This is a genomic window from Actinacidiphila sp. bgisy144, assembly GCF_057708105.1.
In genome coordinates this window covers 91,455-109,379 of sequence record NZ_JBYIRM010000004.1, presented here as the reverse complement: position 1 = coordinate 109,379, position 17,925 = coordinate 91,455, and the positions used below count along the sequence as shown (strand labels likewise).

Here is a 17,925-nt window from a genome sequence, read left to right as displayed (position 1 = left end):
GCCTCTTGGTGCTTGGTCCCGCCGGCCGGCCCCGCGAGGGTGGTGCCAGGCAGGCGGTCCGGGCCCCGGACCCCGCCGGTGAACGGAAAGAGGGAACGCCATGCGTGTCACCGGATTCGACCACCTGGTCCTCAACGTCGCCGACGTGGAACGCTCGTTGCGGTTCTACTGCGGCGCCCTCGGCCTCGCGCCGGTCCGCGTCGAGGAGTGGCGCGCCGGCCGCGCGCCGTTCCCGTCCGTCCGGGTGAGCGCGGACACCATCGTCGACCTGGTCGCCGGGGAGCGGGACGGCCGCAATGTCGACCACTTCTGCCTGGTCGTCGAACCGCTCGACTGGGACGAGGTGGTCGCATCCGGCGCGTGGGACGTGGTCGACGGCCCCGGCCCGCGCTTCGGCGCCCGCGGCACCGCCACCTCGCTCTACGTCCGCGACCCGGACGGCAACGTCATCGAGCTGCGCTGCTACTGATGCCGGGGGCGGCGCTCGTTGAACGCGTCGGCGGCGCGGTCGTTGAGGGCGCTGCCCCAGGCGCGCAGCCGGCGCAGCACCGGGTCGGCCGGCGCCGCATCCACGTCGCGGCCCTCCGCCAGGCCGGCTCCGGACGCGCCGTCCGTCCCGCCCGAGGGGAGGGCGCGGGCGGCGAGCGCCGTCAGACGGACGGTGAGCGCCGGGGCCACGCCGTGGGCGAGGCCCGCCGCCTTGGCCGCGGGCGTCAGCACCAGCCGGGTCCGGCGCGCCTCGACGGCCCGGACGATGCGGTGCGCGGCGCGCTCGGCGTCCATCGACAGCAGCGGGGTGCCGGCCAGCGCCGAGAACCACCCGAACTCCGCGGCCCGGTCGCCGCCGAACTCCGCGGCCAGGTGGGAGCCGGTGCGCATCAGCCCCGGGTGCACCGCCGTCACGCTCACCTGCCGCTCCTCGGCCCGCAGCCCCTCCGCGAGCGCGGCCACCGCGGACTTCGCGCAGGCGTACGGCACCAGGTGCGGCGGGGTGACGAGGCCGCCGACCGAGCCGATCAGCGCGAGCCGGCCGCCGCCGGGGCTGCGGCGCAGGTAGGGCAGGGACTCCAGGGCGGTGTGCACGGCGCCCATGAACATCGTCTCCAGCGCCGAGCGGAACTCGTCGGCGCCGATCGCGTCGATCGGGGCGACCTGGATGATGCCGGCGTTGGCGAGGACCACGTCGATCCCTCCGTGGGCGCCGGCCGCCTCCCGCATCAGCGCGCGCACCGCGTCGCGGTCGGTGACGTCGCACACCTGGGTCCGTACGCGGGCGTGTCTCGCGGCGCCGGCGTCCAGGTGGGCGGCGGCCGCGTCGAGTTCGGCGGCGTCGCGGGCGGCGACCGTCACGTCGCAGCCGAGGTCGACCAGCCGCCGGGCCATGAGCAGGCCGAGGCCGCGGGAGCCTCCGGTGACCACCGCGGACCGGCCGGCGAGGGCGGAGTCCGCGCGGGTGCGGGTATCGGCCATGTCCCTACCTCCTACGGCAGCGGGTGCCGGTGCGGGCGGACAGGTTCCCGACCCGGCGCAGGGTCCCCGGGTACCCGCAGGGGCGGCCCTCTACCGCGGGGCGCGCCCGGAAAGTGCGCGGCCGGGCCGGGCGGCAGGGGTCAGGTCGCGTCGCCGCCGGAGTGGGCGCCGGGGTCGGGGTCGGGTGCGCCGCCTGTGGCGGGGTGCGTGTCCAGGGCGAACACGGCGAGCAGGTCGTCCACGGTGGGGCCGGAGTCGGCCGGGTGGCGCAGCAGGGTGCCCTGCGGGATCTCGTAGTGGTTGGAGCGCCCTATACGGGTGTGCTGGAGGTATCCGTCGCCCTCCAGGTCCGCGATGATCTTCTGCACCGCGCGCTCGGTCAGCAGGCAGCGGGCCGCGATGTCCCGCACCCGCACTCCGGGGTCGCGGGCGATGGTGGCGAGCACCCGGGCGTGGTTGGTCAGGAAGGTCCAGGTGGGACGGGAGTCGGTTGGTTCGGGCACGGTCTCACCTTACGGCGGCTGATTCATGTCGCTCAAGTCACGAACTCGATTTCGTGTATTTCTTGACGTGCTCGAAGCGGACGGGCAAGCTCTGGGTACAAGCCTGCGAAGCATTAGGAGGTAGGTCGTTGACCGTCATCGAGCCCACGCCGACCCTCGGCGGCAGCGCGCGGGCGCACAGGGGCGGGACGTCACCGAGGACATCCTCGTACCAGGACTTCGACTCGGGCCTGGCCGTCCGTACCGTCGAGAGCGCCGGCCACACCCGGGCCGCGGTCGCCGGCGAACTCGACCTGGCCACCGCCCCGACCGCGGGCGACATCCTGACGGACTGCCTCGTCCTCTCCCCCGCCGGGCTGGACGTCGATCTGGGCGACGTCGCGTTCTTCGACTGCGCGGGCCTGAACATGCTGCTGCGGCTGCGGGCGCGGGCGCTGGACCTCGGGGTCGAACTGGCGATCTCCGCGCTCTCGCCGAGCGTCGCGCGGGTGCTCGACCTGTCCGGCACCCGCGAGCTGTTCGCCTCCCCCACCAGGACCTGCGAGGCCCGGGTGGTCCGCCCGGCCCGGCCCGCCTGACCGTCTCAGCCGCCACAGCCGCCCCGCCCGGCGCCGCGCATGATCCGCGGTGCCGGGGGCACCCGACCGGCAGGCTCCGCGCGCCCCGCACGGGGCCGCGGACGCGGGGGCGTACGGCGAAGGAGGGCCAGCCGCGATGAAGCCGTCCGACGACCGGCAGCCGTCACCGGCGGCGGGGCGCCATGAGAGCGAGGAGGAGCGCGCCGACCGCAGGTGGGGCGATCTCCTCCAGGAGCTGCGCGTCGCCCAGACCGGGGTGCAGATCCTCTTCGGCTTCCTGCTCACGGTGGTCTTCCAGCAGCGATTCACCACCCTGTCCGCCACCGACCGGCACATCTACGTGGCGACCGTCGTGCTCGGCGCCGCCACCACCGGGGCGCTCGTCGGACCGGTCGCCATGCACCGGCTGCTCACCGGCCGCCGGCTCAAACCGGAGACCGTCGTCCTCGCGTCGCGGCTGACCCTGCTGGGGCTGTGCCTGCTGCTGTGCACCATGGCGTCGTCGCTGCTGCTGGTGCTGCGCGTCGCCGTGCACGACCCGACGGCGGCCTGGCTCGTCGGCGCCCTGGTCGCATGGTTCGTGCTGTGCTGGATCGTGCTGCCGCTGTGGGCCAGGCGCCGCAACGAGCGCCACGAGCCCGGCGAGCGCCGCGAGCGCCACCAGCACGACGAGCACCGCGACCGCTGACCGCGCCGGGGCGGACCCGCCCCCCGCGAGCCGGCCCCCGGCCCGGGCCGCCATCAGGAGGAATCCGGGCCGGCCGGCGGTTCGCCCGCCGCGGGTGGGGCACCCGGACAGGTCGGCGCCGTCGGCGCCACTCCCCTGACCCGACCGCAAGGAGCCGCAGTGAGCAGCAAGGACACCCCGCGCGACAACATCCCCGGCGCACCGGGCGTGGAGCCGCCGCCGGTGGACGAACCGACGCGGCCGCGGGACCCGCTGCCGCCCAAGGCGGACCAGCGCGGCCCGGCGACCGGCAGCCCCACCGGGCAGCCGACGGGCGCCGACCCGGCGACGGCCGCGCAGGCCGGCGCCTACCTCACCACGGCCCAGGGCGCGCGGCTGTACGACACCGACCACTCGCTGAAGGCCGGTCCGCGCGGGCCGGTCCTGCTCCAGGACCACCATCTGCGGGAGAAGATCACCCACTTCGACCACGAGCGCATCCCCGAGCGCGTCGTGCACGCCCGCGGTGCCGCGGCCCACGGCGTCTTCGAGTCGTACGGCACCGCCGCCCGCATCTCCCGCGCCGCCTTCCTCGCCGAGGGCGTCCGCACACCGGTGTTCGTGCGGTTCTCGACGGTCCTCGGCTCGCGCGGCTCGGCCGACACGGTGCGCGACACCCGCGGCTTCGCCACGAAGTTCTACACCTCCGAGGGCGTCTTCGACCTGGTCGGCAACAACATCCCGGTGTTCTTCATCCAGGACGCGATCAAGTTCCCGGACGTGATCCACGCCGGCAAGCCGCACCCGGACCGGGAGATCCCGCAGGCGCAGAGCGCCCATGACACGTTCTGGGACTTCGTCACCCTGCACACCGAGGCGACCTTCCACACCCTCTGGAACATGTCCGACCGCGGCATCCCGCGGTCCTTCCGGATGATGGAGGGCTTCGGTGTCCACACCTTCCGGCTGGTGGACGCCGAGGGCGGCACCACGCTGGTGAAGTTCCACTGGAAGCCGAAGCTGGGCGTCCACTCGCTGGTGTGGGAGGAGGCGCAGATCGCCGCCGGCGTCGACCCCGACTTCCACCGGCGGGACCTGGCCGACGCGATCGAGGCCGGCGCGCACCCGCAGTGGGAGCTGGGCGTGCAGACCTTCCCCGACACCGAGGACCAGATGTTCGAGGGCATCGACCTGCTGGACCCGACGAAGATCGTGCCGGAGGAGATCGCGCCGGTCCAGCCGGTGGGCCTGATGACGCTGGACGCGAACCCGTCCAACTACTTCGCGGAGACCGAGCAGGTCGCCTTCCACGTCGGCAACCTCGTGCCCGGGGTGGACGTCACCAACGACGCCCTGATGCAGGGCCGGCTCTTCTCCTACGTCGACACGCAGATCACCCGGCTGGGCGGCCCCAACTTCCCGCAGCTGCCGATCAATCGCACGCACGCGCCGGTCAACGACATGCTCCGCGACGGCATGCACCAGACCGCGGTGCACCGCGGCGTCGCCCCCTACCGGCCCAACTCCCTCGACGGCGGCTGCCCGTTCACGGCCGGCGCGGACACCGGCGCCTACATCGAGGCGCCCGTCGAGGTCCCCGCCTCGCGCAAGGTCCGCGACGCGGCGGCCTCCTTCGACGACCACTTCAGCCAGGCGCGGCTGTTCTGGCGCAGCATGACGCCCCCGGAGCGGGAGCACATCGCCGCCGCCTACACCTTCGAGCTCGGCAAGTGCTACGAGAACGCGGTCAAGGAGCGCGGGCTGCGGGTGCTGGCGAACATCGACGGCGAGCTGTGCCGGACGGTCGCCGCCGGTCTCGGGCTGCCCGTGCCGGAGCCCACGGTGCCGCTGGCCGACCCCGAGCCGAGCCCGGCGCTGTCCCAGCTGGGCGGGCGCTGGCCGACCGACGGGCGGGTGATCGGGATCGTCGTGGCCGACGCGGGGCAGGACGTGGCCGACGTGCGACAGGCCGTGCTGGCGGCGGACATGGTGCCGCTGGTGGTCGCGCCGACGGGCGGGCCGGGCGTGCAGCGCACCTTCGCGACGGCCCGGTCCATCGAGTTCGACGCGCTGCTGCTGGCCGCGGCTCCGGGGCCGGCCGCCGACGCGGCGCCGGCCCGCGACGCGAAGGCCGACCCGGAGGCGGCGGCCGTCACCGACATCGACCCGCGGGTCCTGCTGCTGGTCACCGAGGCGTACCGGCACGGCAAGCCGCTCGGCGCCTTCGGCGAGGGCAGCGACGTGCTGGCGGCCGTGGGGCTCGCGGCCGGCGGCGCGGGGGTGGTCGCACGGGACACCGGGACCGACGCCCTCGGGCAGCTCGCGGGCCTGCTCGCCGAACACCGCGTCTGGGACCGCTTCCCGCCGCTGCTGGGCGGCTCGCCGGCCTGACCCGGGCAGGGCCCGCCGCCGCTTCCGCGCGCCCGGGTGGGCGCCCCGCGGAAGCGGGGCGGGCCGGGGGGTCAGGAGCCGGGGGTCAGGAGCCGGCGGGCGCCGGGCCGTCGCCGGGGGCGGCGGTCCGCAGCCGCACCCACACGCGGCCGTCCGTGACCCGCGTGTCGAAGCAGGGCTGCGGGGCGGTGGCCGGGCCGGTGACGTTCCACCCGTCCGACAGCCGGAAGGTGCTGCCGTGCCACGGGCACCGTACGCAGCCGTCGGTGATCTCGCCCTCCGACAGCGGCCCGCCGAGGTGGCTGCACCGGTCGGCGAGCGCGGACAGCGTGCCGTCGGCGTCGCGCAGCACCAGCACCGCGACCTCGCCGACGAGGCAGCGCACCGGGCGGCCGTCGGGGAAGTCCGCGACCGGGCCGACGTCGTGCCAGCCGGGCGGGGTGATCCGGGGCGTGGCCTCGCTGTGGTTGGCGCCGGCCGCCTGGTGGTAGGCCAGGTGGCCGCCCAGGGCGCCGCTGGCCGCCACCGCGGCCAGGCCGAACAGGGCCGTCTTCCGCCCGCGGTGGCCGATCAGGCGGGAGGCCAGCGACATGGTGTAGCAGGAGGTCGCCACCACGTTCAGCAGCGCGTGGCCGAGTCCCACCCGGGCCTGCTCGTCCTCCAGTTCGGCCCAGTCGGCCAGCCCGGCGGCCGCCGCGGGGACCGCGCCGGCCAGGCCGACCGCGATCAGCAGCCCGGCCTGCCGCCGGCCGCCGGGGGTCCAGTCCAGCACCGCGGACGACAGCCAGGCGCCCACCGGCACCTGGACGAGCAGGGGGTGGACCGGGTGGCCGAGGAAACGCCCGTGCAGCAGGTCTCGGACGTCGCCCAGCGCAACGGCGTGCACGCCGCCCCGCAGCGCCCCGATCGCGCCGTCCAGCGCCGTGGTGCGTTCCAGCCTGCTGACGGCGTCGGCGATCCGGCCGGGTCTGGCCCGGTCCGGTGCCCATCGCAGCAGCGGCTGTGCCATGACCGTCGTCGCGCTCCAGCGTGTCATGCCCCCGAGTCTGGGGGCCGGGCCGCGGTCCCGCCCGGCGGCGGGCGGACCTGCCCGCGCGCGTGCCGGCGCCCGCGCGCACCCGCCGCCCGCGCGGGTGCCGGTGTGCGCGCGGGCTGCCGGGGTACGCGGCCCCGCAACGGAGCCGGACGCTTTCCGCCCGCCCGCACCGCCCCCGTTCGGGTGACGTACGGCGCGGCGCGGGACGGCGCGGGAGTACGGCTCCGGGGTGCTTCGAGAATGCACGAGGCGGGCATCGAAGGCGGGAGGCGGCGGGCATGGGGCGGACGGCGGTGGCCGAGGTCGCCGCGTGGTGGGTGCTGCTCGCCGCGCTGGACGTGGTGCTGATCAGCTCGGTCAATCCGGTCGAACTGCTGGTGGCCGCCGGTGCCGCGCTGGCCGGCGCGCTGGCGGCGCACCGGCTGCGGCGGGCGGTGGGCATCGGGCGGCCGCACGGCCGCGGCGCCCTGCGCGCGCTGGCGGCGCTGCCCTGGTCGCTGCTGCGCGGGAGCGCGGCGCTGGCCGGGGCGGTCGTGCGGGGCGGGCGGCGTCCGGGCGGTGTCCGCCGGGTCGTGCTGCGCCCGGGTACCGGCGCGGGCGGCGCGGGGCTGCTGCTGGCCGCCTCCGCGGACACCTGCGTGCTCACGATCGACGAAGACGGCGCAGACGGCGCAGACGGCACGGACGGCACGTCGGCGGCCGGGGGCGCTCGGCAGGGCGCCGCGGTCCGCGTGCACGCCCTGCGCCGCGCGCCCGGCGCGGTGGAGCGTGCCCTCACCGGTCCGGACGGCCCGCGGTGAACGCGTGGACGGCCGCGGCCCTGGTGCTGCTCGCCGGCGCGGTGCCCGCGTGCCTGTGGGTGGCCGCCGCGGGCTCCGCGGTACGGCGGCTGGTGGCGCTGTCGCTGCTGTCCACCGTGGTGGGCGCGGTGTTCCTGCTGCTGCCGCAGGGGTACGGCCGGTCCTCGTACCAGGACCTGGCGCTGGTGCTGGCGGTGCTGTCGCCGGCCGGGACGCTGGTGTTCACCCGCTTCGTGGTGGCCGGCGGGAGCGAGGGGGCCGTTGAGGAGCAGCAGCGTGCCGGCGACTGAGTGCGCGGCGCTCACGGGGCCTGCCCGGGGGCGCGGATGACGGCCGGTCATGTGGCGGCCCTGGTGCTGCTGTGGGCGGGCGTGGGCTGCGTGCTGCTGTCGGCGGCGGCCCTGGTGCGGCTGGACGGGACGCCCGCGCGCCTGCACGCGCTGGCCGTCGCGTCGTGCCTGGGGGTGCCGCTGATCGCGCTGGCGGTCGCGGTGGAGCAGGGCCCAGGCCGCGCGGCGGTCAAGACGCTCTTCATCGGCCTGGTCTTCGCCGCGGGCGGCACGGCCGCCACGATCGCGGTCGGCAAGGCCGCGTGGGAGTCCGGCGAGGTCGGGGCAGGCGAGGGGCACGGGAGCGGGGACGGCAGCGGGGAAGAGGAGGAGCAACGGTGGACACGGCCCTGATCGGTGTGGCGCTCGGCTTCGTGGTGGTGGCCGCCACGCTGGCGGTGCTGTGCCGCGAACCGGTGCGGCAGGCGGTGCTGCTCGGTGTCCTCGGGCTGGCGCTGGCGCTGCTCTTCACGGTGCTCCAGGCACCGGACGTGGCGCTGTCGCAGGTGGCGGTGGGCACCGTACTGACGCCGCTGCTCATCCTGCTGACGGTGCGCAAGGTGCGACGGCGCTCGCTGTCCGGGCCGGAGCATCCCGCCGGGGGCGGCGATCCGGAGGGACCCGGCGGCGGGGGCGGGTCGTGAACGCCCGTGCGCGGCTGCTGCTGTTCGCGCTGTCCGCGGCGGTGCTCGGAGTCTGCTTCGCCGTCTCCTGCCGCGAACTGCCGCGGTTCGGCGGCGCCGCGCACCCCTACGGCACCCGCGCCGTGGCCGCGGCCCTGCGCCACCGCACCGCGAACGTCGTCTCGTCGGTCAACTTCGACCTGCGCGGCTTCGACACCCTCGGCGAGGAGTCGATCCTCTTCGGCACGGTGCTCGGCGCGACGCTGCTGCTGCGCCTGGCCCGCGACGAGCGCCAGCACCCCGCCGCCTCGGAGCACGTCCTGCCCACCACCCGGCTGCTGGGCGCGGTGCTGCTGCCGGTGACCGTGCTGGTCGGGGTGTACGTCGTGGCGCACGGCCAGCTCAGCCCCGGCGGCGGCTTCCAGGGCGGGGTCGTGCTGGCCACCGCGCTCCATCTGGGCTATGTCGCGGCCGACTACCGGGTGCTGCGGCGACTGCGGCCGCTGGTCGTCCTGGACATGGCCGACTGTCTGGCGGCGGCGTCGTTCACCGCGATGGGCGTCGCGGGCCTCGCGGCGGGCGGCGCGTTCCTGGAGAACGTCCTCCCGCTGGGCACGTTCAACCAGATCACCTCGGGGGGCATGGTGCCGCTGTTCAACGCGGCCGTCGGCGTGGAGGTCGCGTCGGGGCTGATCGTGCTCGTCGCGCACTTCCTCGACCAGGCCGTCGAGGTCACCGGCAGCACCGAGCAGAAGGAGGACGCCTGATGGGCGTGTGGGCGTACCTGGCCGCGGGATGGATTCTGCTGGTGGCCCTCTACGGGCTGGTGACCAGCAGGAACCTGATCCACGCGATCGGCTGCCTGGCGGTCGCGCAGTCCTCGACGTACGTCCTGCTGCTCACCGTCGGCTACCGCGACCACGGCACCGCGCCGGTCTTCTCCGACCTGCGGCCCGGCTCGCGGCCGGTGGTGGACCCGGTGGTGCAGGCGCTCGCGCTGACCGACATCGTCGTGGGCGCGACCGTCACCGCCCTGCTGCTCGCGCTGACGATCCAGTTGCGCAAGCGGCACGGCACCGTCGACCCGCAGGCGCTGACCGCCTTGAAGGGCTGACCCGGTGACGGACGCGGTCCTGCTGCCGGCGGCGGTGGCGATCCCGCTGCTCAGCGCGCCGCTGCTGGCGGTGGCCGGCCGGGTGCTGCCGCGGAAGGGCTGCGACGTGCTGGCCACCGCCGCGGCCGCGGCCGACGTGGTCTGCCTGGCGCTGCTGTGGTCGCACCTGCACGGCGTCGCGGTGGCGCGCCTGGCCGGGTGGCCGGTGCGCATCGGCGTGGTGCTCGCCGCGGACCGGGTCGGCGCGGGCCTGGCGCTGCTCGCCGCGTGCCTGGTGCTGGCGGTGCTCGCCTACTCCTGGCGGTACTTCGACGAGCCGAGCGGCGAGCGCGCGGGCCTGTTCCCGGCGATGGTGCTGACCTTCCAGGCCGGCATGGTCGGCTTCGCGCTGACCGGGGACCTGTTCAACGCCTTCGTGTGGTTCGAGCTGATGGGCGCGGCCGGGTACGCCCTGACCGGCTACCGCATCGAGGACCCGCGCCCGCTCCAGGGCGCCCTCACCTTCGGGATCGTCAACTCCCTGGCCGCGTACTGCTCGCTGCTGGGCATCGGGCTGCTCTACGCGCGCACCGGCGAGCTGGACCTCGCGGCGCTGGGGCCCGCGCTGGCCGGCCACCGCGCCGACCTGCTCACCGTGACGGGCTTCGTGCTGGTCGTCACCGCCATGCTGGTCAAGGGGGCGGTGGTGCCGTTCCACTTCTGGCTGCCCGACGCGCACGCCGTCGCGCCCACCCCGGTGTGCATGCTGCTGTCGGGCGTGATGGTCGAGCTGGGCGTGTACGGCGTCGGCCGGGTGTACTGGACGGTCTTCTCCGGCCCGGGCGGCGTCCCGCACGAGGTGTTCCGCCACACCTTCACCGCGCTGGGGGTGCTCACCGCGCTTGTCGGCGCGGTGATGTGCTGGCAGCAGCGGCACCTCAAACGGATGCTCGCGTACTCGACGGTGGGTCATGTCGGGCTGTTCGTGGTGGGGATCGCGCTGCTCGGGCCCGACGGGGCGGCCGGCACCGCGGTGTACGTGGCCGCGCACGGCTGCGTGAAGGCGGCGCTGTTCGGCCTGACCGGTGTGCTGCTGGACCGCTACGGCTCCGTCGACGAGCACGGGCTGCACGGCCGGGGGCGCGCGCTGCGGCTGCCGGGCGTGCTGTTCGTGCTCGGCGCGCTGGCGCTGGCGGGGCTGCCGCCGTTCGGCACCGGGCTCGGCAAGGCCCTCGGCGAGGCCGCCGCGGGCCGTACGCAGGCGTGGCTGCCGGCGGTGTACGTGCTCACGTCCGCGCTCACCGGCGGGGCGGTGCTGCGGGCGGCGGTGCGGATCTTCTGGGGCGCGGGCGCGGTGCCGGCGCAGCGGCCCGGCGAGGAGGAGACCAGCGGCGAGGGCGAGGAGCCGGAGGTCCGGACGCCGGGGCGGTCGCTGCCGCCGATGATGACGGCCGTGCCCGCGGTGCTGCTCGCCCTGTGCGCGGCCGTGGGGTGCGTGCCCGCGGTGGGGCGCGCGATCGCCGGCGGCGCCGGGGTCTACACCGACCCGGCCGCCTACCGGGCCGCGGTGCTGGGCGGGGCCGCCCCGGCGGTCGCGCACGTCGCGTCGGCGTGGACGGGTGAGGGGCTGCTGCTGGGATTCGTGTCGGCCGCGGGGGCGGCCCTCCTGGCGTGGCTGGCGGTGCGGCGGCCGGTGCGGCTGCCCTTCCACCGGGCGGTGCGCCACGCGGTGACCGGGCTGCGGCGGCTGCACTCGGGGCATCTGGGCGACTATGTCGCCTGGTTGACCTTCGGGGTGGCCGCGCTGTGCGTGCTGATCGCCGCGCAGACCTGACGGCCGGGCCGGCCGGAGGTCACAGGGGACGGCGCAGGGCCGAGCGGCCCGACCGCCAGGCGTCCAGCAGGTGGGCGGCGAGCCGGTCCTCCAGCAGGACGGTGGCGTCGGCGCCGAACGCGACGTCGGCGCCGAGGTGGGGTTCCTCGGCCAGCAGCCCGCCGACGACCTCGTGCCGGACGACCTGCTCGTGGACGGCGTCGGCCGCCACGTGCTCGGTGTAGAAGCGCTCCGCGGCGGGCCCGGCGCCGGTGCGGCGCATGGCGGCGGCCAGCCGGCGGGAGCCGGGCGAGGAGGTGACCTCGACGCAGCCGAAGTGGCCGACGAGCGCGCCGCGCAGGTCCCGCCGCAGGCCGAACAGGGTCATCAGGTTCACGGTGGCGAGGGCGACCGCGGGCGCGGCCTCGGTGTAGCGCCCGTAGGCGGTGTCGAGGCCGAGGTCGGCCATCAGGTCGGCGAAGAGCTGGGCGTGCACGTCCTCGGCCCGGCCGGCGCCGAACTCGTCGTACTCGATGGCGACCATGCCGGCCTTCGCCCGCCCGTGCAGCCGAGGGATGACCCAGGCGTGCGGGTCGGCCTCCTTGAGGTGGTAGAGCGAGCGCAGCGCCGCGTACTCGCGCAGCTGGCCCAGGTCGCCGTCGTGTTCGAGGTGGTGGGTGACGCTGCCGGCGGGGTCGGCGGGCTCGACCAGCAGGTCCGCGAACGCCTCGTCCGGGGTGCGGGCGGGCACGTCGGTGTGCAGGGCCCGCAGGAAGGTCTGCTCCAGGGCGGCCCGCAGCGGGGCGAGCAGCGGCGACCACTCCATGTCGTCGGGGACCTCGTCGAAGCCGCGGTAGTGCAGCTCGTACAGGACGTACAGGGCCAGTTGGAGGTCGTCGCCGTACGGGTCCCCGGTGGTGTGGGCGCGCAGCACGTCCCGCTGCTGCGGTGGCCGGGCGGTGGTCAGCGCCGTGGCGACGGCGTCGGACAGCGGGCCGCGGGCCTGCGGCAGCCGGGGGGCGGTCAGGGTGCCGGCGGGTTCAGGTGTCCGCACGGGACGGGCCTCCTTCGGGCGGGTCGGCGGGGCGGCGGGCGTCCGGCTCGGGCCGCGGCGGCGCGGGCGGGCGCCTGCGGCGCCGGTGGCTGGTGTCGCACCAGGGCGGGGTGCGGGTGCGGCGGCAGGTGCAGATCGCGACCACGAAGCGGTCGCTGACGGCCACGGTCCCGTCGTCCCGCACCACTTCGACCGGGCCCTCCACGAGGATCGGCCCGTCCGGGTCCACCCGGACCCGGACCGGACGCCGGTCGCCGCCGGCCGCACCGGCCGGGCGGGGGGCGTCGTGCCCGGGCTCCCGCGGGTCAGGTTCGCTCGGCACGGACGACCACCAGCTCCTCGTACTCGTCGGCCGGTCCGACCAGGCCCTGGGCCCGCAGCCACGGCAGGCGGCGGCTGAGCACGGGGCCGACCCGGACGTGGTCGCGGGCCACGACCTCCGCGGCGAGGCCGCCGGCCCGCAGCCGGTGCAGGCTGGCCTCCACGCCGCACAGCCCGGAGTGAACCATCAGCAGCACGCCCGCAGGCCGCAGCAGTTCGGGGGCGCGGGCGCAGACCCGGTCCACCACGTGCCGCCCGTCGCGCCCGGCGTCCCAGGCGCGCGCGGCCCCGCCGGAGGGCGGCAGGTCCTCGGGTGCGGGCACGTAGGGCGGGTTGGTGACGACCACGTCGTAGGTGCGGCCGTGCTGCTTCCCGGCGAGGTCGCCGCGGCGCACCCGGACGCGCTGCCGCTGCCGCGCCGCGTTGGCCCGCGCGGCCAGCACCGCCCGCCACGAGATGTCGGTGGCCGAGACCCGGGCGCCCATCCGCGCGGCCAGCACCGCAAGTGCGCCGCTGCCGGTGCCGATGTCGAGCAGGTCCGCGCCGTCCAGCGGTCTTTCGGCCCGCAGCGCCCGGCCCAGCAGCCGGGTGTCCTCCTGGGGGGCGTACACGCCCGGCAGGGTCCACGGCCCGCGGGGGCGGCGGAAGGCGAGGGAAGCGGTCTGGGCAGCCACGGGGGACCTCCGGGGGTCGGGTGCGATGCGGGCGTGGGCGCTTGCGGTCAGGCGCTGCCCGGTGGTCGCCGGCCCGGCGGGGCCGCGAGCAGGCTGCCGTCGAGAGCGGACAGCAGGTCCCTGGGGCTGTCGTAGACCGCTTCCGCGCCCGCGTCGGTCAGTTCGGCGCGGGAGAAGCCGCCGCCGGTGAGCACCGCGAGGCACCGCACGCCGGCCGCGCGCGCGGCCTGCGCGTCCCACACCGCGTCCCCGACGAACACGGCCCGCTCGGCGGGCACCCCCGCCTTGTCCAGCGCCTCCCGGACCAGGTCGGGGGCGGGTTTGCTGGCCTGCACGTCGTCGGCGGTGGTGGCGGCGAAGAGCACGTCGTCCACGCCGAGCGCGTCGGTCATCACCTTCGCCTCGCCGCTCTTGGCGGAGGAGGCCAGCACCGCCCGCCAGCCGCGCGCGGCGCAGGCGCGCACCAGGTCGGCGGCGCCGTCCAGCGGGGCGAGGCGCGACCAGTACTGCGCGTACAGCGCGTCGTGGGCGGCGCTCAGCGCGCTGTCCTCGTCGTGGTCGCGGTCCTCGCCGAGGAGCGCGTCCAGCAGGTGGTCGCTGCCCATGCCGACGCAGCGCTGGATACGGGCGCCGCGGACGGTGTGGCCGCCCTGGCGCAGCGCCTCCCACCAGCAGACGGTGTGCAGGTGCACGGTGTCCATCAAGGTGCCGTCCACGTCGAAGAGCACGGCCGCGGCCTCGCCGCCGCGCTGGTCGGTGCTCTCGGTGCCGCTCATCGGGTGTCCTCCGGTTTCCGGGTCCGCCTGGGTGCGGGTCGAAGCGGGTGCGGGGTAGGGGGATGCGGGGCCGGGGGTCCGGCTCAGCTCGGGGGGTAGGGCCGCACGCGCAGCGCGCGGGCCAGGTGCGCGGTGTTGGCCGCGAGCGTCTTCGTGGTGGCGGCGACCGCGTCGGGCGGCTTGTCCAGGTCCTGGTAGTCGGTGCCGTGCATGGCCTCGCCGACCCAGTAGGTCGCCGCGCCCGCGGCCAGGGAGAACCCGACGTCGTTCAGGCCCTGGAAGAGGTCCGCGGTCACCTTGTGCGCGCCGTCCTCGTTGCCGACCACGCACACCGCGGCGGCCTTGCCGTAGGTCAGCTGCCGGCCCTCGTCGTCGGTCTCCGACAGCTCGCCGTCCAGCCGCTCCAGTACGCGCTGCGCGACGCTGCACGGGTGCCCCAGCCAGATCGGCGTGGACAGCACCAGGACGTCGGCGGCGAGCATCTTCTCCCGGATCGCGGGCCACGCGTCGCCCTCCCCCATGTCCACCGCGACACCGGGCCGTACGTCGTGGTCCGCGATCCGGACCGCCTCGCCGGCGACGCCGTGCTCGCGCAGCGCCTCCAGGGTCTGCTCGGCCAGCAGCTGGGAGCTGGAGGGGGCCGGGGACGGGTTGAGGGTGCATACCAGGGCCAATGCCGTCAAAGCTGCGTCGTCCATGTCCGGTCGGATACCCCGCTGACGGAAATGACACGTGCCCGGGGCCGATCGATCGCCCGGGCGCCGCCCGCCGGTCGCCCAGCGCACGACCGCGGTGACGTGGCGTGACGTACGGCACCGGCTTCGACGAGGCGCCGCCGGCCGGGTCTCACCACGCGAGGTCGGCCGCCCGGACCAGCCGCGCGCCCATGTTGCGCTCCATCATCCGCAGCGCGGGCCGCGCCAGGTCGTGCTGGATGTGCGCCACCGCGTCGCGCACCACCGTCACGTCGAAGTGGCGGATGTGCGCGTCGAGGGCGGAGTAGAGCACGCACTGCTCGGTCACCTGGCCGCACAGCACCACGTGCCCGACACCGGTCTGCTGGAGCAGGTACTCCAGCGGGGTCTGGTAGAAGATCGAGTGGCGGGCCTTGACCACGAACAGCGAGTCGGCGTCGGGCAGCACCGGTTCGACCAGGTCGGGGTGGGCTCCGCCGAGCGCGGTCGCCACGAGTTCGTCGTGGTGCGAACGCCAGCGGCCGAAGTTGTCGTTGACGTAGACGACGTCCACGCCGGCCTCCCGGGCCGAGGCCAGGGCGCGCCGCACGCCCGGCAGGGCCTCGCGCACGGAGCGGACCAGCAGTTCCGCGTCGGGGTGGTCGTAGGTGTTGATCATGTCGATGACCACGAGTGCGGACTGCCGTTCGGTGCTCACCCTGGCATGGTCGCCCGCCGCGCCGGCGTCCGCGACCGCGGCGCGGCCCGGGGCCGCCGGGAGGCCGGGCCGCCGGTCACGTCCCGGCCTCCTGAGCCGGGCGGGCGTCCTCGAAGCCGTGCCGGGTGACCAGGGCGAGCAGCGCGGGCATGCCGCCGTCGCGCTCGGCGGCGCGCTGCCGGTCGGCGCCGGTCCCCTCGGCGAGGAACCGCTCGACGCCCGCGGTGACGCGCTCGGTGTCCCCGGACTCCGCGAGCGCGGCGCCGGTGTGGTCGAGCAGGGCGCGCACCACGTCGGCGGCGTCGGCCTGGGTGCCGGAGCGGGGGTCCACCAGCGTGCCGGACAGGCCGTGCCGCGCGGCGTGCCACTCGGCGGCGTGCATGATGCTGGCGGGCGGGTCGAGCGCCCGCTCGGCGTGCTGCGCCTCGCGGATCGCGGTGACCACCAGGGCGCGGGCCAGGCCCGCGAGGGTCACGGCGTCGGCCACGTCCACCTGCACGTCGGGGGCGCGCACCTCGAGCGTGGGATACCGCTCCGACAGCCGGGCGAGCCAGTACAGCTGCTTGCGGTCGGGGGCGACCCCGGTGGCCATCAGCGCCTCGACGCGCTCCTCGTAGTCGTCGGCATCGGTGACGAAGGGCGGCGACCCGCTCACCGGCCAGCGGCCGAAGACGACGGTGCGCCAGCTGCCGAAGCCGGTGTCCTGGCCCTGCCAGAACGGGGAGTTGGCGCCCAGGGCGAGCAGGACGGGCAGCCAGGGCCGGACCCGCCCGAGTGCGGACGCGCCCACCGATCGGCTCGGCACGGCGACATGGATGTGCATCCCGCAGATGAGCTGCTCGTCCACCAGCCGGCGGGCCTCGGCGTGCATCTTCTGGTAGCGCCGTTCGCGGGTCACCGGGACGTCCTGCCGGCTGGGCACCGGCAGTCCCCCGGTGGCGGCCGGCCGGCACCCCTCGGTCGCTGCGGCGGACGCGACCGCCCGCCGCAGCCGGGTGAGGTGCTCGCCGACCTCTTCCAGGCTGCCGCACACCGGAGTGGCGATCTCCACCTGCGCCTGGAGCAGTTCGCGGTCGACCTCGTCGCGCCCCAGCCCGGAGCCGATCCGCGCGGCGTCGTGCACGCGCTGGGCGCAGGGGCAGGGCAGGTGGGAGCGGGTGTCCAGGAGGAGGTACTCCTCCTCGACGCCCAGGGTGACGCCGGTCGTGTCCATGGCCCTTCGCCTACCCGCCGTGCGCGCGGCCATGACCGCGGCGCGGGACAGTGTCAGCCGGACCGGTACTCCTCGGCGCGGGCGGTGTGCAGGGACATCCCGTGGCCGGGGGCGCCGGAGGCACCCGGGGCGACCACGCCCCCGGTGGGGTCGCAGCCTCCGGAAAAAAGCGTGTTCTCGATCCTGACGTGGTCGTGGAACCACTCCAGGTGCCGCAGGTTCGGGACGGCCGCGGCCGCGTGGGCGTGCAGGTGGGGCGCGCAGTGGCCGGAGATCTGGAGGCCGTGCGCCTCGGCGAGGGCCGCGACGCGCAGCCATACGGTGATGCCGCCGCAGCGCGTGACGTCCGCCTGGAGGCAGTCCACCGCGTCGGCGGCGAGCATCTGCCGGAAGTACGGCAGCGTGTAGCCGTACTCGCCGGCGGTGACGTCGGGCAGGACGGCGGCGCGGACCTGCGCGAGGCCGGCCAGGTCGTCGGAGGAGACGGGTTCCTCGAACCAGGTGACGCCCTCCGCGTCGAGGTGCCGGGCCAGCCGGACCGCCTGCTTGCGGCCGTAGGCGCCGTTGGCGTCGACGTAGAGCTCGGTGCGGTCGCCGACGGCGTACCGGGCGCGGCTGACGCGGGCGCGGTCGCGCTCGGGCTCGCTCCCCCAGGACTCCCCGATCTTGATCTTCACGCGGGTGAAGCCCAGGTCGCCGGTCCAGCCGCGCAGTTGGCGGTCCTGGTCGCGGTCGGTGTAGGTGGTGAAGCCGCCGCTGCCGTAGACCGGGACCTCGGTGCGGGCCGCGCCGAGCAGGTGGACCAGCGGCAGGCCGAGCAGGCGGGCCTTGAGGTCCCACAGGGCGAGGTCCACCGCGGAGACCGCGTGGCCGGCGATGCCGGGGCGGGCGGCGTTGCGCACCGCCCGGGTCATCGCCTCGTTGGCCGCGGGCACGTCCCAGGCGGAGCGGCCGGTGACGACGCCGGCGAGGTGGTCGCGGATCACCGCGGCCGCGGCGGGCGAGCCGTAGGTCCAGCCGAGGCCCTGGGCGCCGCCGGCCCGCACGGTCGCGGTCACGACGGTGGTCGCGTCCCAGGCGAGGGTCCCGTCGGCCTCCGGCAGCTCGGTGGGGACGGTGTAGACCGCGCTGTCCACCGCGTCCACGGCCGGCGGGTCGCCGGGCGCGGGCCCGCCGGCCGCTCCGGGGTCCG

Annotated in this window: 22 protein-coding genes; 11 read left to right on the top strand and 11 right to left on the bottom strand. The window is 76.1% G+C overall.

Annotation, left to right across the window (positions count from 1 at the left end; genetic code table 11):
- Positions 1 to 100 precede the first annotated feature (100 nt).
- Positions 101 to 469 (top strand): VOC family protein, encoded by a 369-nt coding sequence (locus AC3EVP_RS06225; RefSeq protein ID WP_335972460.1) that lies wholly within the window; start codon positions 101 to 103, stop codon positions 467 to 469.
- Here AC3EVP_RS06225 and AC3EVP_RS06220 read toward each other — a convergent pair.
- Together AC3EVP_RS06220 and AC3EVP_RS06215 are read right to left on the bottom strand one after the other, a co-directional pair.
- Positions 463 to 1,470, bottom strand: coding sequence for an SDR family NAD(P)-dependent oxidoreductase (locus tag AC3EVP_RS06220; protein WP_435126972.1), 1,008 nt, complete (start codon positions 1,468 to 1,470; stop codon positions 463 to 465). The genes AC3EVP_RS06225 and AC3EVP_RS06220 overlap by 7 nt on opposite strands.
- Positions 1,471 to 1,610: 140 nt before the next feature.
- A complete protein-coding gene (locus AC3EVP_RS06215) occupies positions 1,611 to 1,973 on the bottom strand; it encodes a helix-turn-helix transcriptional regulator (protein ID WP_435126970.1) in 363 nt (120 codons plus the stop codon).
- 128 nt (positions 1,974 to 2,101) lie between these two features.
- On the opposite strand from AC3EVP_RS06215, the gene AC3EVP_RS06210 reads away from it, so the two are divergent.
- The 3 genes from AC3EVP_RS06210 (at position 2,102) to AC3EVP_RS06200 (ending at position 5,609) form a co-directional block, all read left to right on the top strand.
- Positions 2,102 to 2,551, top strand: coding sequence for an STAS domain-containing protein (locus tag AC3EVP_RS06210; RefSeq protein ID WP_435126968.1), 450 nt, complete (start codon positions 2,102 to 2,104; stop codon positions 2,549 to 2,551).
- Positions 2,552 to 2,687: 136 nt separating this feature from the next.
- A complete protein-coding gene (locus tag AC3EVP_RS06205) occupies positions 2,688 to 3,239 on the top strand; it encodes a DUF6328 family protein (protein WP_435126966.1) in 552 nt (183 codons plus the stop codon).
- 159 nt (positions 3,240 to 3,398) lie between these two features.
- On the top strand, positions 3,399 to 5,609 hold the full coding sequence (locus tag AC3EVP_RS06200; protein ID WP_435126964.1) for a catalase: 2,211 nt from the start codon (positions 3,399 to 3,401) through the stop codon (positions 5,607 to 5,609).
- An 85-nt stretch (positions 5,610 to 5,694) separates the two neighbouring features.
- Here the strand turns inward: AC3EVP_RS06200 and AC3EVP_RS06195 are convergent, their stop codons facing one another.
- A complete protein-coding gene (locus tag AC3EVP_RS06195; protein ID WP_435126962.1) occupies positions 5,695 to 6,645 on the bottom strand; it encodes a Rieske (2Fe-2S) protein in 951 nt (316 codons plus the stop codon).
- 278 nt (positions 6,646 to 6,923) lie between these two features.
- Between AC3EVP_RS06195 and AC3EVP_RS06190 the strand changes: the two genes are divergently transcribed.
- Genes AC3EVP_RS06190 through AC3EVP_RS06160 form a run of 7 tightly spaced genes read left to right on the top strand, consistent with a single transcriptional unit; the run spans position 6,924 to position 11,324 of the window.
- On the top strand, positions 6,924 to 7,445 hold the full coding sequence (locus AC3EVP_RS06190) for a hypothetical protein (RefSeq protein WP_435126960.1): 522 nt from the start codon (positions 6,924 to 6,926) through the stop codon (positions 7,443 to 7,445).
- Positions 7,442 to 7,735 carry an MrpF/PhaF family protein gene (locus AC3EVP_RS06185; RefSeq protein WP_435126958.1) on the top strand — a complete coding sequence of 98 codons (294 nt, stop codon included), beginning with the start codon at positions 7,442 to 7,444 and terminating at the stop codon, positions 7,733 to 7,735. The genes AC3EVP_RS06190 and AC3EVP_RS06185 overlap by 4 nt, the downstream gene beginning before the upstream one ends.
- Before the next feature lie 36 nt (positions 7,736 to 7,771).
- Complete coding sequence (locus AC3EVP_RS06180) at positions 7,772 to 8,128, top strand: cation:proton antiporter (protein ID WP_435126956.1); 357 nt, start codon at positions 7,772 to 7,774, stop codon at positions 8,126 to 8,128.
- Positions 8,113 to 8,418, top strand: a complete 306-nt coding sequence (locus tag AC3EVP_RS06175; protein ID WP_435126954.1) for a Na(+)/H(+) antiporter subunit B — start codon at positions 8,113 to 8,115, stop codon at positions 8,416 to 8,418. Before AC3EVP_RS06180 ends, AC3EVP_RS06175 begins: the two co-directional genes overlap by 16 nt.
- Positions 8,415 to 9,164, top strand: a complete 750-nt coding sequence (locus tag AC3EVP_RS06170; protein WP_435126952.1) for an MnhB domain-containing protein — start codon at positions 8,415 to 8,417, stop codon at positions 9,162 to 9,164. The genes AC3EVP_RS06175 and AC3EVP_RS06170 overlap by 4 nt, the downstream gene beginning before the upstream one ends.
- On the top strand, positions 9,164 to 9,511 hold the full coding sequence (locus AC3EVP_RS06165) for a sodium:proton antiporter (protein ID WP_335972470.1): 348 nt from the start codon (positions 9,164 to 9,166) through the stop codon (positions 9,509 to 9,511). Before AC3EVP_RS06170 ends, AC3EVP_RS06165 begins: the two co-directional genes overlap by 1 nt.
- 4 nt (positions 9,512 to 9,515) lie before the next feature.
- A complete protein-coding gene (locus AC3EVP_RS06160) occupies positions 9,516 to 11,324 on the top strand; it encodes a complex I subunit 5 family protein (RefSeq protein WP_435126948.1) in 1,809 nt (602 codons plus the stop codon).
- Positions 11,325 to 11,343: 19 nt separating this feature from the next.
- Here AC3EVP_RS06160 and AC3EVP_RS06155 read toward each other — a convergent pair whose 3' ends face one another.
- The 8 genes from AC3EVP_RS06155 to AC3EVP_RS06120 form a co-directional block, all read right to left on the bottom strand.
- Positions 11,344 to 12,357, bottom strand: a complete 1,014-nt coding sequence (locus AC3EVP_RS06155) for an iron-containing redox enzyme family protein (protein WP_435126946.1) — start codon at positions 12,355 to 12,357, stop codon at positions 11,344 to 11,346.
- Positions 12,344 to 12,679: a CDGSH iron-sulfur domain-containing protein gene (locus AC3EVP_RS06150; protein WP_435126944.1), complete on the bottom strand. Its 336-nt coding sequence runs from the start codon at positions 12,677 to 12,679 to the stop codon at positions 12,344 to 12,346. Before AC3EVP_RS06150 ends, AC3EVP_RS06155 begins: the two co-directional genes overlap by 14 nt.
- On the bottom strand, positions 12,663 to 13,352 hold the full coding sequence (locus AC3EVP_RS06145) for a HemK2/MTQ2 family protein methyltransferase (RefSeq protein ID WP_435126942.1): 690 nt from the start codon (positions 13,350 to 13,352) through the stop codon (positions 12,663 to 12,665). Before AC3EVP_RS06145 ends, AC3EVP_RS06150 begins: the two co-directional genes overlap by 17 nt.
- A 47-nt stretch (positions 13,353 to 13,399) precedes the next feature.
- On the bottom strand, positions 13,400 to 14,128 hold the full coding sequence (locus AC3EVP_RS06140; protein ID WP_435126940.1) for an HAD family hydrolase: 729 nt from the start codon (positions 14,126 to 14,128) through the stop codon (positions 13,400 to 13,402).
- Positions 14,129 to 14,211: 83 nt separating this feature from the next.
- Positions 14,212 to 14,826, bottom strand: a complete 615-nt coding sequence (locus AC3EVP_RS06135; protein WP_435126938.1) for a flavodoxin family protein — start codon at positions 14,824 to 14,826, stop codon at positions 14,212 to 14,214.
- Between the two features lie 148 nt (positions 14,827 to 14,974).
- Positions 14,975 to 15,520, bottom strand: coding sequence for a cysteine hydrolase family protein (locus tag AC3EVP_RS06130; RefSeq protein ID WP_435126936.1), 546 nt, complete (start codon positions 15,518 to 15,520; stop codon positions 14,975 to 14,977).
- A 76-nt stretch (positions 15,521 to 15,596) separates the two neighbouring features.
- Positions 15,597 to 16,733 carry a carboxylate-amine ligase gene (locus AC3EVP_RS06125; protein ID WP_435126934.1) on the bottom strand — a complete coding sequence of 379 codons (1,137 nt, stop codon included), beginning with the start codon at positions 16,731 to 16,733 and terminating at the stop codon, positions 15,597 to 15,599.
- A 53-nt stretch (positions 16,734 to 16,786) separates the two neighbouring features.
- A complete protein-coding gene (locus AC3EVP_RS06120) occupies positions 16,787 to 17,878 on the bottom strand; it encodes an enolase C-terminal domain-like protein (RefSeq protein ID WP_435127378.1) in 1,092 nt (363 codons plus the stop codon).
- Between the last annotated feature and the right edge of the window lie 47 nt (positions 17,879 to 17,925).

Excerpts from the sequence above, each read along its gene's own strand:
- AC3EVP_RS06225 (WP_335972460.1), top strand. The coding sequence starts at position 101 with ATGCGTGTCACCGGATTCGACCACCTGGTCCTCAACGTCGCCGACGTG.
- AC3EVP_RS06220 (WP_435126972.1), bottom strand. The coding sequence starts at position 1,470 with ATGGCCGATACCCGCACCCGCGCGGACTCCGCCCTCGCCGGCCGGTCC.
- AC3EVP_RS06205 (WP_435126966.1), top strand. The coding sequence starts at position 2,688 with ATGAAGCCGTCCGACGACCGGCAGCCGTCACCGGCGGCGGGGCGCCAT.
- AC3EVP_RS06195 (WP_435126962.1), bottom strand. The coding sequence starts at position 6,645 with ATGACACGCTGGAGCGCGACGACGGTCATGGCACAGCCGCTGCTGCGA.
- AC3EVP_RS06190 (WP_435126960.1), top strand. The coding sequence starts at position 6,924 with ATGGGGCGGACGGCGGTGGCCGAGGTCGCCGCGTGGTGGGTGCTGCTC.
- AC3EVP_RS06180 (WP_435126956.1), top strand. The coding sequence starts at position 7,772 with ATGACGGCCGGTCATGTGGCGGCCCTGGTGCTGCTGTGGGCGGGCGTG.
- AC3EVP_RS06165 (WP_335972470.1), top strand. The coding sequence starts at position 9,164 with ATGGGCGTGTGGGCGTACCTGGCCGCGGGATGGATTCTGCTGGTGGCC.
- AC3EVP_RS06140 (WP_435126940.1), bottom strand. The coding sequence starts at position 14,128 with ATGAGCGGCACCGAGAGCACCGACCAGCGCGGCGGCGAGGCCGCGGCC.
- AC3EVP_RS06135 (WP_435126938.1), bottom strand. The coding sequence starts at position 14,826 with ATGGACGACGCAGCTTTGACGGCATTGGCCCTGGTATGCACCCTCAAC.
- AC3EVP_RS06125 (WP_435126934.1), bottom strand. The coding sequence starts at position 16,733 with ATGGACACGACCGGCGTCACCCTGGGCGTCGAGGAGGAGTACCTCCTC.